Source organism: uncultured Jatrophihabitans sp. (assembly GCF_964251945.1).
In the GTDB taxonomy this organism is placed as follows: Bacteria; Actinomycetota; Actinomycetes; order Mycobacteriales; family Jatrophihabitantaceae; genus Jatrophihabitans.
This window is the reverse complement of sequence record NZ_CAXULP010000002.1, coordinates 189,252-202,007: the sequence shown is the minus strand read 5'-3', so window position 1 is coordinate 202,007 and position 12,756 is coordinate 189,252. Positions and strand designations below refer to the sequence as shown.

Here is a 12,756-nt window from a genome sequence, read left to right as displayed (position 1 = left end):
GCTTCACCAAATGCGAAGGAGCGCGCGTGCCGTCCGACCAACCACTCGACCCGCTTGACCTGCTCGTCCTCGGGGGCGGCGTCATGGGGCTGTTCACGGCCTACCACGCGTCGGCCGGCGGCAGCCGGGTCGCGGTGCTCGAGCGCGGCGAGATCGGCGATCCGCGCACGGCGTCGTTCGGCCGGACCCGCTCGTACCGCAAGGACTATCTCGACGCCGAGTACGCGCGGCTGGCCGACGAGGCGCAGACGCTGTGGCGCGGCTTCGAACGCGAGACCGGCGTGCGCGCCCTGGTGCGCTGCGGCTGCCTGAACATCGCGAGCAGCGCTGTCACCCCCGACCTGGCCTCGACCTACGGCCAGTTGAGCGCCGACGTCCTCGCCGGCATCGGCCTCGCGCCGCAGACGCTGAGCCGCGAGGCGCTCGCCGAGCGCTACCCCTATCTGGACGCGGACGTCGGCCACCTCGACGAGAGCGCAGGTCTGGTCGACCTGCGCGCGGTGACCGGCGCGCTGCTGCACGCGCTGGAGCAGGCGAAGGCCTCGGTGCGCGAGCACGTCGATACCATCGCGATCGAGACGGGAATCGACGGCGGCCTGATTCGGGTGCGCGCCGACGTCGGCGACTTCGTCACCCGCTCGCTGGTCATCGCCGCCGGCCACGGCACGAACGACCTGCTTGCGTTGCTGCCCGGCTGCGAGCTGCGGGTGCCGATCACCAAGGACCGGCCCAGCGAGGCCAAGTACTTCACGCCGGCAGCCGAGCGGCGCGCGGAGTTCACCTCGGACGTCATGCCGGTGGTCGCCTACCTGGACACCGGCGTGTACGTGCACCCGATCGTCGACGGGGTGGTCGACGCGGTGAAGATCGGCTACTACAACCCGCCGGACATCCCGCGCGATCGCACCGGCGTGCGCGACATCGCCGACTTCGTCGCCCAGTGCATGCCCGGTCTGGCCGACGCCGGCGCCTCGGTCGAGGACGTGCGGGACGTCGACGGCTGCGACTACGACCTGGTGGCCGACGACGACTTCGTGCTGGGACCGGTGCCGGGCCTGCCCAACGTGCAGGTGGGCGTCGGCTGGCGGGGGACCGGCTACAAGTACGCGCCGTGGGTCGGCCGGGTGCTGTTCCAGCTCGCGCTGCAGGGCGGCACCGTCTACGACATCCGCCGCTTCGATCCCGGCCGGTTCATCGCCGCCCGCTTGGAACCCGCACGATCCGCTCGATCCGTCGCATCCGCCGTGGAGGCCGTCCGATGAGTCGTCCATCGCCCCGCACGTTCGCCGAGCGCCTCGCCGACGGCCCGCTCGTCGGCGCGGAAGGCTATGTCTTCGAGCTCGAACGCCGCGGCTACGTCAAGGCCGGCCCGTACGTGCCGGAGGTCATCCTCGACGCGCCGGACGCGCTGCGGCAGCTGCACCGCGAGTTCTTGCGCGCCGGGGCGGACGTCATGGTCGCGCTCACCTACTACGCGCACCGCGAGAAGCTGCGCGACGTCGGCCGTGCGGGTGACCTCGAGGAGATGAACCGGCAGGCCGTACGGATTGCGAACGAGATCGCGGCCGAGGGCGGCACGGCCGACGAGGGCGCGCTGGTCGCCGGCAACATCTGCAACACGTGGTGCTACGACCCGGCGGATCCGGTGCGCTCCGGCGAGGTGGTGCGCGAGCAGTATCGCGAGCAACTCGGTTGGGCGGTCGAGGAGGGCGTCGATTTCGTGATCAGCGAGACCAACGACTTCCTCGGCGAGGCGCTGATCGGCGTCGAGGTGTGCGCCGAGCTGGGGTTGCCGGCGATGGTCACGCTCGCGAGCGTCGGGCCGACCTCGACCTACGACGGCTACGACTACGTCGAGGCGTGTCGGATCCTCGCCGACCATGGCGCCGCGATCGTCGGGCTCAACTGCTCGCGCGGACCGGCGACGATGCTGCCGCTGCTCGAGAAGATCCGCGCCGCGGTCGACATCCCGATCGCCGCGCAGCCGGTGCCCTACCGCACCGACGACGCGGTGCCGAGCTTCGAGTCGCTCGTCGGCGCGGACGGCCGGCGGCTATTCCCGATCCAGCTCGAGGGTCACGCGCTGACCCGGTTCGAGATGGCCGACTTCGCCCGGGCCGCGGCCGAGCTCGGCGTCGGCTACGTCGGCGTGTGTTGCGGCGGCGCCCCGCATTACGTCCGGGCAATGGCCGAGGCGCTGGGCCGGGACACGCCGGCGAGCCGATACTCCCCGGCGCTTGAGCTGCACCCGGTGCTGGGCGCCGGGCCGAGCGAGGCGGTCAGCCGGCAGATGGGCGACTGGTCCGCGGCGTCGTAGCTGCTGCGCCGAGAAAGTCGCGGACATCGGCGTAGATGTCGGCCAGCCTGCTGAGCGGGATGGACACGTGGCCTTCGCCGGGCAGCAGGTGCGCCCGCACGTTCGGCAACCGATCGACGAGGAACGATCCGTGCGCGTACGGGACCATCCGGTCGTCGGCGCCTTGCCATAGCGACACTGGCGCGTGGACGGCGGACAGCTCGAAGCCCCAGTCGCGCGCGAACGCGAGGTCGTCGTCCACCCAGCCGTCGACTCCGAGGCGCACGGCTTCGCGGAAGGCTGCGGCGAGGTTGTCGGCGAATTCGCCGGTCAGCGCCGCCCGATCGACGTCGTCGACGAGGCCGCCGAGGGCCTCGGCGAGCGCCGGGCCTTCGATCTGCTGAAGTCCCGGCAGCAGCGGGTCGAGGAAGCCGCGCAGGTCGGCTTCGCCACGCAGCGCGGCGCCGAACTCCTCGTGGTTCTCCGGCCCCATGCCCGCGAGCCAGTCGAAGCCCTCGCGTTGCGCGACGTCCCACGGCGCGACCCCGCCGAGGGTCACCACGCCAACGCAGCGCGGCGCCAGCAGCGCGCCGCAGGCGAGCGCGTGCGGGCCGCCGCCGGACCACCCCATCGCGATGAAGGACTGCACGCCGAGCTCGTTCAACACCGCCTCGACGTCGGCGCAGTTGTCGGCGACCGAGCGGCCCGGCCGCCTGGTCGAGGCGCCGTAGCCGGGCCTGGTCGCGGACACCCAGCGCAGGCCGGCGTCCCGAGCCGCGGCGACGAGCGGCGGGAAGCTCTCGGCCGCAGCCGGGCTGCCGTGGTGGAAGAAGACCGCCGGGCCGGAGTCGCCATCGACGACGACGTCGAGCGAACGGCCGTCCGGAAGGCTGATCTGTCGCATGACCCGGCACCCTACGACTGTCGGTGCGCCCGCCGTAGCCTCCGCCGCCGATCAGCTGCCGCTTCGAAACTTGTCCGCGCCTCCTCGGCCCATAGCCCGCCGAAGCGAGGACAACTTGCGGGCGGGACGCGGGCGGTCGGATAGCAGCTTCCGGACCGGCGCCACCGGGTTATCGTCAGTGCACCGAGCGAGCGCTTGGGTGCAGCGCGCATGGAGAGGCCCCCGATGACGTACAACCCGCCGGACCCACAGGGCTCACCCGACCTGCCGCCGCAAGGCGGATATCCGCAGGGCGGGTACCCGCAGGGCGGGTACCCGCAGGGGGCTTACCCGCAAGGGGGATATCCGCAAGGGGCTTACCCGCAGGGGCCGCCGCCGCAGGGGTACCCCTACGGATATCCGCAGCCTGGCTATTACCCCGGCAAGCCCGCGGTTCCTTCCTCGGTGACGACGGCCTCGGTGTTGTTGTTCATCAGCGGCGGCTTCAGCATTCTCGGCGGCCTGCTGCTCGTCGCGCTCGGCAGCGTCGGCGCCATCTTCGTGCTGATCGGCCTCGTTCTCCTGGCCATCGGCGGGGTCGAGATCTGGGTCGGCGTCGCGCTGCGGCGGCTGAAGGAATGGGCGCGGATGACCGCGATCGTCCTGTGCGGCATCGGCGCGGCGTTGGGGTTGGTGTCAACGGTCCGAGGCAGCTACACCAGCATCGTCGGCGTGGCCCTCGACCTCGTGGTGATCTTCATGCTGACCCGGCCCGAGGCCGTCCGGGCGTTCGGCTCGGCGCGCTGAGCTGACGGCTGGTGGTCGGTCACCGCGTGAACGTCGGGTGGAGGGCGGCCGGAGACGGCCGTCCCGCGGCGGTGGCGGTGGCTGGCAGCGTGTATCGCACGAGTTTGCCGCCGACGTTGTCACCGATGGTGATCGCGCCGTCGGCGACGGCTGCGCCGCCGTAGGCCGAGCCGGCCGGCAGCGACCGAAGGGGGGCCCCGTCGGACTCGCGCAGGGCGTATGTGGCGTTGCTCTCGACATACACGACACCCCCGGCGACCGTGACGGGCGCGCGGAGCGTGGCCCCGCCTGACGGTGACGACGTCCACCGAAGGACCCCGGTGGTCGCGTCCAGGGCGCGCACGATCCCGGCGGTGTCGGCGACGAACAGCAGCCCGGCGTCGTAGGCGGGCGTGCCGTCGACGACCCCGGAGACGGTGACGCTCCAGCGCACGCTGCCGTCGTCGACCTGCAGCGCGCTGACGTCCTTTCCCTCGCTCGCGACGTACACGAGGTCGTCGACCACGACGGCGGAGGCGAGCACCAGACCCGCCATCGCGTGTGACCAGATCAAGGCGCCCGTGCTGGCGTTCAGCGCGTAGATGTTGTTGTCGAAGGAGCCGACGTAGACCACGCCGCCTACGACGGTCGGCGAGGCGAAGACCGCCGAGCCGGTGGTGTAGGACCAGCGGACGGCGCCGGTGGCGGCGTTCAATGCGTACACCTTCTTGTCGTAGCTGCCGACATAGACGGTGCTGCCGACGACCGCCACCGCGCCGTAGACGACGTCGCCGGTGGCGGCGGTCCACAAGATGGCGCCGGTCGTGGCGTTCAGCGCATAGACCTTGTCGTCCGACGAACCCACGTACAGCGTGGAGCCGGAGACCGTGGGCGAACTGAACATCGTTGAGCCACCGGTCGTCCTGCTCCACCGTTGGGCGCCGGTGGCGGCAGTGAAGGCGCGGATCGAGCCGTCGCCGAACGTCGCGTACACCACGCCATTGACCACTGCGGGCGTGGACTGCGCGGACCCGATGTGCGGGCTGCGGAACAGCGTGGTGACCTTGGCGACGGTGGTCGGGGTGAGGACGTTCTCGAACGGGTTCGATCCCGATCGGGTCACGTCGAAGCTCGACATCGTCCAGTTGGTGCGCACCAGGAACGAGGCCTGCGCCGCCGGCGCGCTCGCACCCCGGCCGACGGCGGTGATCCAGTGCGTGCCGGGCGTTGCCGACGCCGGGATAGTGATCGCCGCCGTGAGAACACCGGACGCGTTGGCCACGGCGAGTCGCACCTCGGTGGAGTCGAAGTACACGTCGACCGCTTGGCGGGCGCCGAACCCGGAGAGCGTCAGCGTCGTCACCGTGGCGGGGCGCCCGCTCGTGCTCGAGAGGACCGCGCCCGGGAGGACCGTGAACGACGCGCTGCTCGTGGCGGTGCCACCCGCCGTGGTCACCGCGATTCGACCGCTGGCCGCAGTGGCCGGCACCGTGGCAACGATCTTGGTCGACGACGTCACCGTGACCTTCGAGGACGACACCCCGGCGAACTTCACGGTCGAGGGCGCGGTGAAGCCCGTTCCGGTCAACGTCACCGACGTCCCGGCGGCGCCCGAGGTGGGCGTGAACGACGTGAGTGTCGGTGCGGCTGCGAACGCGGGCGCCGCGGTGGCCACGCCGACGGCTAGGGCTGCAGCGACAACAGGGGCGAGCAGACGAGCGATCACGAGGTGCTCCTGACGGGTGGGCGCAAATAGGGCACATCGGCCCAAATCTGAGCTGTGCAGGGAACAATCCCGTTTCTGGGTCGGCCGAGCATGGGCTACGGGCCTGGCGTTGGCAAGAGCAGGCTGGCCGGTCATAAGAGCTCCATGAGTTCCACCGGCGCCGATGTTCCGGGCGCTGCCAGCGCTGTCCATTGAGCGGCTCGATAACGGTTCGTCCGGTTTGGGGACGTCCTTCGCATGACGACCGCGCCTTCCGAGACCGACCCGGCGCCGGCGCCGCGCTTGATCGACAGCGCGACCCCGGATTCGCCGGCCGGCGTCGTGCTCGTGCTGCACGGCGGTGGCGGGCGCGGCACGACCCCGGTCAGCGCAGCCCAGTTGTCGGTCCTGCGGATGGTGCCGATCGCCCGGCGGATCGCGCACGCGGGCCATGGCACACTCGCGGTGCTCCGGCTGCTCAACGCCACCCGCGGCGTGGGCGTCCGGCCGTTGGCGAACGTCGAGTGGGCGTTGGATCAGCTGCGTACGCGCTATCCCGGCCTTCCGGTCTCGCTCGTCGGCCACTCGCTCGGCGGTTCGGTGGCGCTCGGCGCCGCGGGTCACGACGGCGTGGCCAGCGTTGTCGCGCTGGCGCCGTGGCTCGGCGGTTCGGAGCCGGTGGCGCAGCTGCGCGGCCGGGCCACGCTCATCGCCCACGGCACGCGAGACCGCGTGACCAGCAGCGCCGCGTCGCACGACCTCGCCGCGCGAGCGCGGCGTGCGGGCGCGGCGGTCAGCTATGTCGCGATCGAGCGCGGCGAGCACACCATGCTGCGTCGGATGCCTGCCTTCGACCTGCTCGCCGCGCGATTCGTGCACGCCACGCTCGACGTGGACCACGTCGGCCGGGCGCGCTCGGGTTACCGCGGCCGGTTGGACCGACTCGCGCTCGCCGCGCGCGACGAGCCCGGCGAGTACGCGATCTGACCGCACGACGGCTGATCCGCACCCGACTGACCGCACGACTGATGGGAGAGCGCGATGGCGAGGAACACGGTGCACGTCGACGCGCCGACGGAGGCGGTGTTCGATGTGTTGGCCGACGGCTGGCGCTACACCAACTGGGTGGTCGGCACGTCACACATGCGCGCGGTCGACGCCGCCTGGCCAGCGGTCGGCAGCAAGCTCTACCACGCCGCCGGCGCGTGGCCGCTGCTGACCCGCGACGAGACCGAGGTGACCGCAGTCGACCCTGGCCGCAGCCTCTCGCTGATCGCACGCGGCCGGCCGTTCGGCGAGGCGGCGATCCGGATCGAGCTGACCGCTGCGGACGGCGGCTGCGACGTCGTCATGTACGAGAAGCCGTCCGCCGGCCCGGGCAAGTGGCTGCACAACCCAGTTGCCGAGGCGGTGCTGGTGCGGCGCAACACCGAGTCGCTCGCGCGATTCGCCGCGCTGTGCGAACGGCGCAGCCAGCCGAGCGAGTGAGCGCTCGCGCGGGCGGCTGCGCGGCGCCGCTCAGTCCGGCCGGGACGGGTTGGCGCAGAGCCGGTCGACCTGCGCCCGGAAGGTCTGCGCCGGGTCGTCGGTCCGAGGGCCGAGCAGGTGGCGGCGGGCCTGCGCGCGTGCGTTCGCTGTCGGGTCCGGGCCGCCCGCGGCCGCTGCCAACAGTCCGTCGAGCTCGCCGAAACCCGCGTCGAGGACGAATCCGCCGGCCGCCGAGGACGAGCGCTCGCGAAACTCGGCCGCCGGCAGGTCGGTGACGTTCAGCACCGCATAGGGCCGGTTGGCCGCCAAGAAGTCCGACGCCACGCTCGAAATGTCCGCGATCAGCGCGTCGGCTGCCGCGAAGCAGGCGTAAAGGTCGGGCGCGGGCGCGGTGAGGATCCGGTGCCCGGGGTGCGCGCGCCAGTACGCGGCCGTCCAGTCGCGCAGCGCCGCGTCGTGCTCCGCGATCGACGGCGGCGCCCCGTTGCCCTGCGCCCCGTCGCCCTGCGCCCCGTCGGCCAGCACGACGTCGGCCAGCACGTCGCCGCGGCCGGTCGCGATGGCGCCATCCGGCCGGGGACCGAGCGCGGCGGTGCGCTTCTCGTCGGCGCCGGCTGCGCGCAACAGCTCGAGCACCCGACGGTGGGCCAGCTGGGTCTCCCGGTCGCGGTGCCCGGTGCGCGGGTGCGGGCGGTACATCACCCGCACGCCGGGGCGGGCGAGCAGCTGCTCGATCAGCGCCGGGCCGATCAGCGGCAGCGAGCTGTGGTCGGGATCCTCGCCCCAGCCCTCCCACGTCGGCGCGTACAGCACGGTCAGGGACGGCGTCGGGTCCGGCACGCGCGGCAGGTCGGCGAGCTGGGGGCGGCCGACTTCGACGAACGACCGGGCGGGAATGTCGACGCCGGCTTCGAGGTAGCGCCGGCGGCCGGCCGGGCCGGCGACCCAGATCTCGGTGTAGACCCGGCTGTATGGGTTCGAGCTCGCCGCCTTGTCGCTGTCGCCGTGGCCGATGAACACACTCGTGATGCCGGGCCGGCGGAGCAGGTGGATGTTGTTCCCGGTGTTTCCGACATACAGCGCCGCCCGGACGGTGGGCAGCTCCAACGCCATCAGCGTCGTGCCGCCGGGGATGCACACGATCGGCACGGTGGTTGGCGCCAGCTGGCGCAGCACGTCGGTGTCCCGGACGAGCGCGACCATCCGCTGATCGAGCTGCTCGAAGGTCCGCAGCCACATTTCGAGCTGGTACTGCCACTCCGGGCCGTTGCCGAAGTAGGCGACGATCTCCGGCTGCAGCTCGGCCAGGCGTCGCTGCACGGCGCGCGTCACCGCGCCCCGCACGTCGCGCCGGCGCAACCGCAGCGCGGCGACCGCCAGCCACGCAGCGACCGCGATCGGGATGACCAGCGCGATGCCCAGGCCGGTGATCGGCACCGCCGCCCGGTGCTTGGCGAACGCGAAGCCGACCGCCGCCAGGACCTCGACGGTCGCCGGCAGGCCGCCGGGCTGCAGCAACGCGGTCGGCGGCGCCGGCGGCACCCGCCCGACGTCGAGGGCCAACCCGCGGGACATGATCGGCGGCTTGCGCAGGTAGCCGACCAGTTGGGCAAGGCCGGCGGTGATGGCGTGCATGCCGCCGGCAAGCAGCCCGAAGGCGGCGGTGAGCGCCACCACCAACGCCGTCGGGGCGCCGAAGTGCAGGCGGGCGGCGAGCAGCGCGATCAACGCGCCCCGGGCCAGCGTGCGGGCCACCGGCCCCAGCCCGACCCGGGCCAACGCCCACGGCACGATCGGCGCGCGGGCGTGCACGGCGATCTCGACGACGGCGACGGCCGCCATGGCGATCGCCACGCCGACCGGGGTGCGCGCCGCGGCGCAGATGAGCACCGCGAGGTAGGCCAGCGCGCCGGCGAGGAGTCCGAGCACGGCGGCGCGCCGGGTGCCGACCGGGGGCACCAGCTCGATGGTCAAGACGCGACGGCGCCCGGCGTCGGACGGCATCAGCTCGTCGAAAGCCGTCGACGGGCTGACGTCGGGGCCGACGTCGGGGCTGACGTTGGATACGCCTTGGGCGCTGCCATCCCTGCCTCCGGCGCGCTGGTCTGCCCGGCAGCACGTGGATCAGGCTGTGCGCCCACCGCGGCGTGCGCGCCCACGCCGTCGATAAGGCACCATTAGCTCGTGCAACTCGACTCGATACCGGCTGTGAATGTGCCGCAGACGACCGTACACAAGTCCGGTTCGCGGTCGATGTGCAGGCTGGCAGCCGGCGCGGCGGAGTGAGCCGAAGATGAGCGTCGCGCGGCTCCGCACGATCGCGGTCGTCCTCGCCGGCGGCACCGGCTCGCGGGTCGGCCTCGACATCCCGAAGCAGCTGCTGAAGGTCGCCGGCCGCACGGTTATCGAGCACACCGTCGAGACGTTGAACGAGTGCCCGGAGATCGACGAGATCATCGTGATGATGGCGTCGGACTTCGTCGCCGACGCCGAGGCCATCCTGCTCGGCAAGCCGGGCCTGCAGAAGGTGAGCCGGGTGCTGGCCGGCGGCGTCGACCGCAATGACACGACGCGCGCCGCGCTCGCCGCGTTGGGCGAGGACGAGGTCAACGTCCTGTTCCACGACGCGGTGCGGCCGCTGCTGCCGGCCGGCGTCGTGCGCGATTGCGTGGCGGCGCTCGAGACGTATGAGGCGGTGGATGTCGCCATCGCCTCGGCGGACACGATCGTCCGGGTCGACGAGCACGGCTGCATCGACGACATCCCCGACCGCAGCCGATTGCGGCGGGGCCAGACCCCGCAGGGCTTTCGGCTGTCGACGATTCGGCGGGCGTATGAGGAAGCGCTGGCCGATCCGGATTTCCGGGCCACTGACGACTGCGGTGTGGTGCTCCGCTATCTGCCTGACGTGCCGATCTACGTGGTGGCCGGCGACGAGCAGAACATGAAAGTCACCTACCCGATCGACCTGTTTCTGGTGGACAAGCTGTTCCAGCTCGGCTCGCACGTCGCCGAGCGGCGCGACGACAGCTTGGACGGCGATGTGCTGCGGCATAAGGCGATCGTGGTGTTCGGCGGCAGCTACGGCATCGGCCGCGACGTGGTGCGGCTCGCCGAGAAAGCCGGTTGCCGGGTGCACTCCTTCAGCCGGTCGACCACCGGCACGTACGTCGAGCAGCCGGACACCGTCCACGCCGCCCTCGCGCACGCCACGCGGGAATCCGGCGGCATCGACGCCGTCGTGGTCAGCGCCGCGCAGCTGGCCACCGGCCCGCTGGCGCAGATGACCGACGAGCAGGTGCTCGCCCAGGTCAACGTCAACTTCGTCGGCGCGGTCACGGTCGCCCGGGCCGCCGAGCGGTACCTGCGGGCGACCCGGGGACACCTGGTGCTTTTCACCTCAAGCTCCTACACCCGCGGACGGGCCAACTACTCGCTGTACTCCTCGACAAAGGCGGCTGTGGTCAACCTCGCCCAGGCGCTGGCCGACGAATGGTCTGACGGCGGCATTCACGTCAACGTCGTCAATCCCGAGCGCACCCGCACGCCGATGCGCGTGCAGGCTTTCGGCGAAGAGCCTGAGGGCACGCTGCTGGACAGCGAGACGGTGGCCTCGACGGTCCTCGACGTCCTCGCCTCCGACATGACCGGGCAGGTGATCGACGTCCGCCGCGAGGCGCCGCGGACCGCGGCTGTGCCCGAGCTGGTCGCCGAGGCGGTAGCCGGCCCCGCCGTCGACCCGCTGTGAGGCGGGTCGGCGTCCCCGCGCTCGTCGCGTTGCTGCTGGCGCTCTACGGCGTGGAGTTCGGCGGCGCGGTGGTCGGCTCGCCAGGCGTCGTGTTCTGCGCGCTGCTTGCGCTGTGGCTGCTCGAGCTGGCGCTCTACCCGGCGCGAGGCGACCGGCTGCTCCGGCTGCTCGGCACGGCGAGCGCGGGCCTGGTGTGGCGGGTGTTCCTTCGACAGCTGCTCGTGGTCGTGCTGCTCTACCGGGCCGGGGCGATGTCCTCGACCGCGCTCGGCGTCGTGGTGGCCGCTGTGCTCGCGCAGCATGGGCTGCTCGGCGTCTTCAACGCCGTCCGGTCCTTCGTGCGCAGCCGGCGGTGGCGACGGCTCGAGACGGTCAACCTGCCGGTGCTCGCCGACGGCCTGCCGCCGGCGCCGCCCGAGTGGCTGCTCACGGCGGGCGCCACGCTGCTGCTGGCCACCGACCTCACGCTCGTCGCGGCGCTCGGCTGGGTGTTCGCGGGCGGCAGCTACCGACCCCTCGCGCCGGCGGCGGTCGCGATGGCGGCGCTGGCCGCCCTGGCGCCGCTTGCGCTGGTGAGGCAGGCGCTCGCGCTGCGTCGGCTGCCTGACGACGAGGCGCGACTCGCGTCGGCACAGCAGGCGGTGCTCGATCTCGCGCCGCTTGTGGTGCTGTACTTCTCCGGCGGCGCGACGTCGGTCTACCAGGTCAACATGTGGTTCGAGACGATGGAGCGGCTCGGCCGGCCGGTGCTCGTGCTGCTGCGCGAACGGCGCTATCTGGCCGACCTCGCGCCGACGTCGCTGCCGATCCTCTGCCTGCCCTTCACCGTCGACGTGATGAATTTCGAGATGCCGAGCGCGCGCGTCGGGCTGTACGTCGCCAACGTCGGGCGCAACATCCACCTGCTGCGCGAGCCCGGGCTCAAGAGCGCGTTCATCGGCCACGGTGACAGCGACAAGACGGCGAGCTTCAACCCGGCGACGAAGGTGTACGACGAGGTGTGGGTGGCCGGTGAGGCCGGCCGGCAGCGCTACGTCCGGGCGCAGGTGGGCGTGCGCGAGGACGAGATCGTGCTGGTCGGCCGGCCGCAGCTCGACGCGATCGCCGACGCCGAGCCGCGGCCGCCCGGGGCGCCGTTCACCGTGCTCTACGCGCCGACCTGGGAGGGCTGGACCGACGACCCGTACCAGACGTCGCTGATCTCACTCGGCGAGCTGATCGTCGCGACGTTGCTCGCGACGCCGGGCGTGCGGGTGCTGTACAAGCCGCACCCGCTGACCGGCACGGTGAACCCCGCGGCGAAGCAGGCGAGCACGCGGATCGTCGCGGCGGTGCACGCCGCCGGCGACCGACACCTCGCGGTGCTCGACAACGCCAGGGCGCTCTACGAGCTGTTCAACGAGTCGGACGCCCTGGTCAGCGACGTGTCGAGCGTCGTGTCGGACTACCTGCGTTCGGGCAAGCCGTACTTCGTCAGCAACCTCGCCGGCGAGCCGGACGACGTCTTTCGCGACCTCAACCCGTCGGCCGGCGCCGCGTACCTGATCGGGCCGACCGGCGAGGGGCTCGCCGAAGGGCTGGCGAAAGCGCGCGGACGCGACGAGCTGAGCGCGCGCCGCGCCGAGGTGCGCACCTTCCTGCTCGGCGATCCGAGCCTCGACCCGATGTCGCTGTTCCGCGACGCCGTCGACAGCTTGGCCGCTCGTGCGGAACGCCAGCCGGCGCGGGCCGGCCTGCACGGGCACGGCGGCGCCGACATCGACGAGCCGGTTGCCGGGCGCGGCGCGATCGACGACGCGGCGCCCGGCGCCGAGGCCGAAACGCTGGCCACCGACCCGGTCCAGATCTGA

At 72.3% G+C, this 12,756-nt stretch carries 10 protein-coding genes; 7 read left to right on the top strand and 3 right to left on the bottom strand.

Features of this window, described 5'->3' with window-relative positions:
• Positions 1–26 precede the first annotated feature (26 nt).
• Both ACFFBG_RS05915 and ACFFBG_RS05910 read left to right on the top strand, forming a co-directional pair.
• Positions 27–1,262: an NAD(P)/FAD-dependent oxidoreductase gene (locus ACFFBG_RS05915; protein WP_375476628.1), complete on the top strand. Its 1,236-nt coding sequence runs from the start codon at positions 27–29 to the stop codon at positions 1,260–1,262.
• The gene (locus tag ACFFBG_RS05910) at positions 1,259–2,317 is read left to right on the top strand and encodes a homocysteine S-methyltransferase family protein (RefSeq protein ID WP_375476626.1); all 1,059 of its coding nucleotides are present in this window, start codon (positions 1,259–1,261) and stop codon (positions 2,315–2,317) included. Before ACFFBG_RS05915 ends, ACFFBG_RS05910 begins: the two co-directional genes overlap by 4 nt.
• Here ACFFBG_RS05910 and ACFFBG_RS05905 read toward each other — a convergent pair.
• Positions 2,280–3,200, bottom strand: coding sequence for an alpha/beta fold hydrolase (locus ACFFBG_RS05905; protein WP_375476624.1), 921 nt, complete (start codon positions 3,198–3,200; stop codon positions 2,280–2,282). The genes ACFFBG_RS05910 and ACFFBG_RS05905 overlap by 38 nt on opposite strands.
• A 210-nt stretch (positions 3,201–3,410) precedes the next feature.
• Between ACFFBG_RS05905 and ACFFBG_RS05900 the strand changes: the two genes are divergently transcribed.
• Positions 3,411–3,986 (top strand): hypothetical protein, encoded by a 576-nt coding sequence (locus tag ACFFBG_RS05900; protein WP_375476622.1) that lies wholly within the window; start codon positions 3,411–3,413, stop codon positions 3,984–3,986.
• 19 nt (positions 3,987–4,005) lie between these two features.
• Here the strand turns inward: ACFFBG_RS05900 and ACFFBG_RS05895 are convergent, their stop codons facing one another.
• Positions 4,006–5,691, bottom strand: a complete 1,686-nt coding sequence (locus tag ACFFBG_RS05895) for a PQQ-binding-like beta-propeller repeat protein (RefSeq protein WP_375476620.1) — start codon at positions 5,689–5,691, stop codon at positions 4,006–4,008.
• Between the two features lie 237 nt (positions 5,692–5,928).
• Here ACFFBG_RS05895 and ACFFBG_RS05890 point away from each other — a divergent pair, with 237 nt between their 5' ends.
• Complete coding sequence (locus ACFFBG_RS05890) at positions 5,929–6,657, top strand: alpha/beta hydrolase (RefSeq protein ID WP_375476618.1); 729 nt, start codon at positions 5,929–5,931, stop codon at positions 6,655–6,657.
• A gap of 54 nt (positions 6,658–6,711) precedes the next feature.
• The gene (locus ACFFBG_RS05885) at positions 6,712–7,158 is read left to right on the top strand and encodes an SRPBCC family protein (RefSeq protein WP_375476616.1); all 447 of its coding nucleotides are present in this window, start codon (positions 6,712–6,714) and stop codon (positions 7,156–7,158) included.
• A 30-nt stretch (positions 7,159–7,188) separates the two neighbouring features.
• Here ACFFBG_RS05885 and ACFFBG_RS05880 read toward each other — a convergent pair whose 3' ends face one another.
• Positions 7,189–9,132: a hypothetical protein gene (locus tag ACFFBG_RS05880; protein ID WP_375476614.1), complete on the bottom strand. Its 1,944-nt coding sequence runs from the start codon at positions 9,130–9,132 to the stop codon at positions 7,189–7,191.
• Positions 9,133–9,451: 319 nt separating this feature from the next.
• Between ACFFBG_RS05880 and ACFFBG_RS05875 the strand changes: the two genes are divergently transcribed.
• Together ACFFBG_RS05875 and ACFFBG_RS05870 are read left to right on the top strand one after the other, a co-directional pair.
• On the top strand, positions 9,452–10,906 hold the full coding sequence (locus tag ACFFBG_RS05875) for an SDR family NAD(P)-dependent oxidoreductase (protein WP_375476612.1): 1,455 nt from the start codon (positions 9,452–9,454) through the stop codon (positions 10,904–10,906).
• Positions 10,903–12,756, top strand: coding sequence for a CDP-glycerol glycerophosphotransferase family protein (locus ACFFBG_RS05870; protein ID WP_375476610.1), 1,854 nt, complete (start codon positions 10,903–10,905; stop codon positions 12,754–12,756). Before ACFFBG_RS05875 ends, ACFFBG_RS05870 begins: the two co-directional genes overlap by 4 nt.

Bases quoted from the DNA above. Each gene is read 5' to 3' on its own strand.
- ACFFBG_RS05905 (WP_375476624.1), bottom strand. From the start codon at position 3,200: ATGCGACAGATCAGCCTTCCGGACGGCCGTTCGCTCGACGTCGTCGTC.
- ACFFBG_RS05890 (WP_375476618.1), top strand. From the start codon at position 5,929: ATGACGACCGCGCCTTCCGAGACCGACCCGGCGCCGGCGCCGCGCTTG.
- ACFFBG_RS05875 (WP_375476612.1), top strand. From the start codon at position 9,452: ATGAGCGTCGCGCGGCTCCGCACGATCGCGGTCGTCCTCGCCGGCGGC.
- ACFFBG_RS05885 (WP_375476616.1), top strand. From the start codon at position 6,712: ATGGCGAGGAACACGGTGCACGTCGACGCGCCGACGGAGGCGGTGTTC.
- ACFFBG_RS05900 (WP_375476622.1), top strand. From the start codon at position 3,411: ATGGAGAGGCCCCCGATGACGTACAACCCGCCGGACCCACAGGGCTCA.
- ACFFBG_RS05910 (WP_375476626.1), top strand. From the start codon at position 1,259: ATGAGTCGTCCATCGCCCCGCACGTTCGCCGAGCGCCTCGCCGACGGC.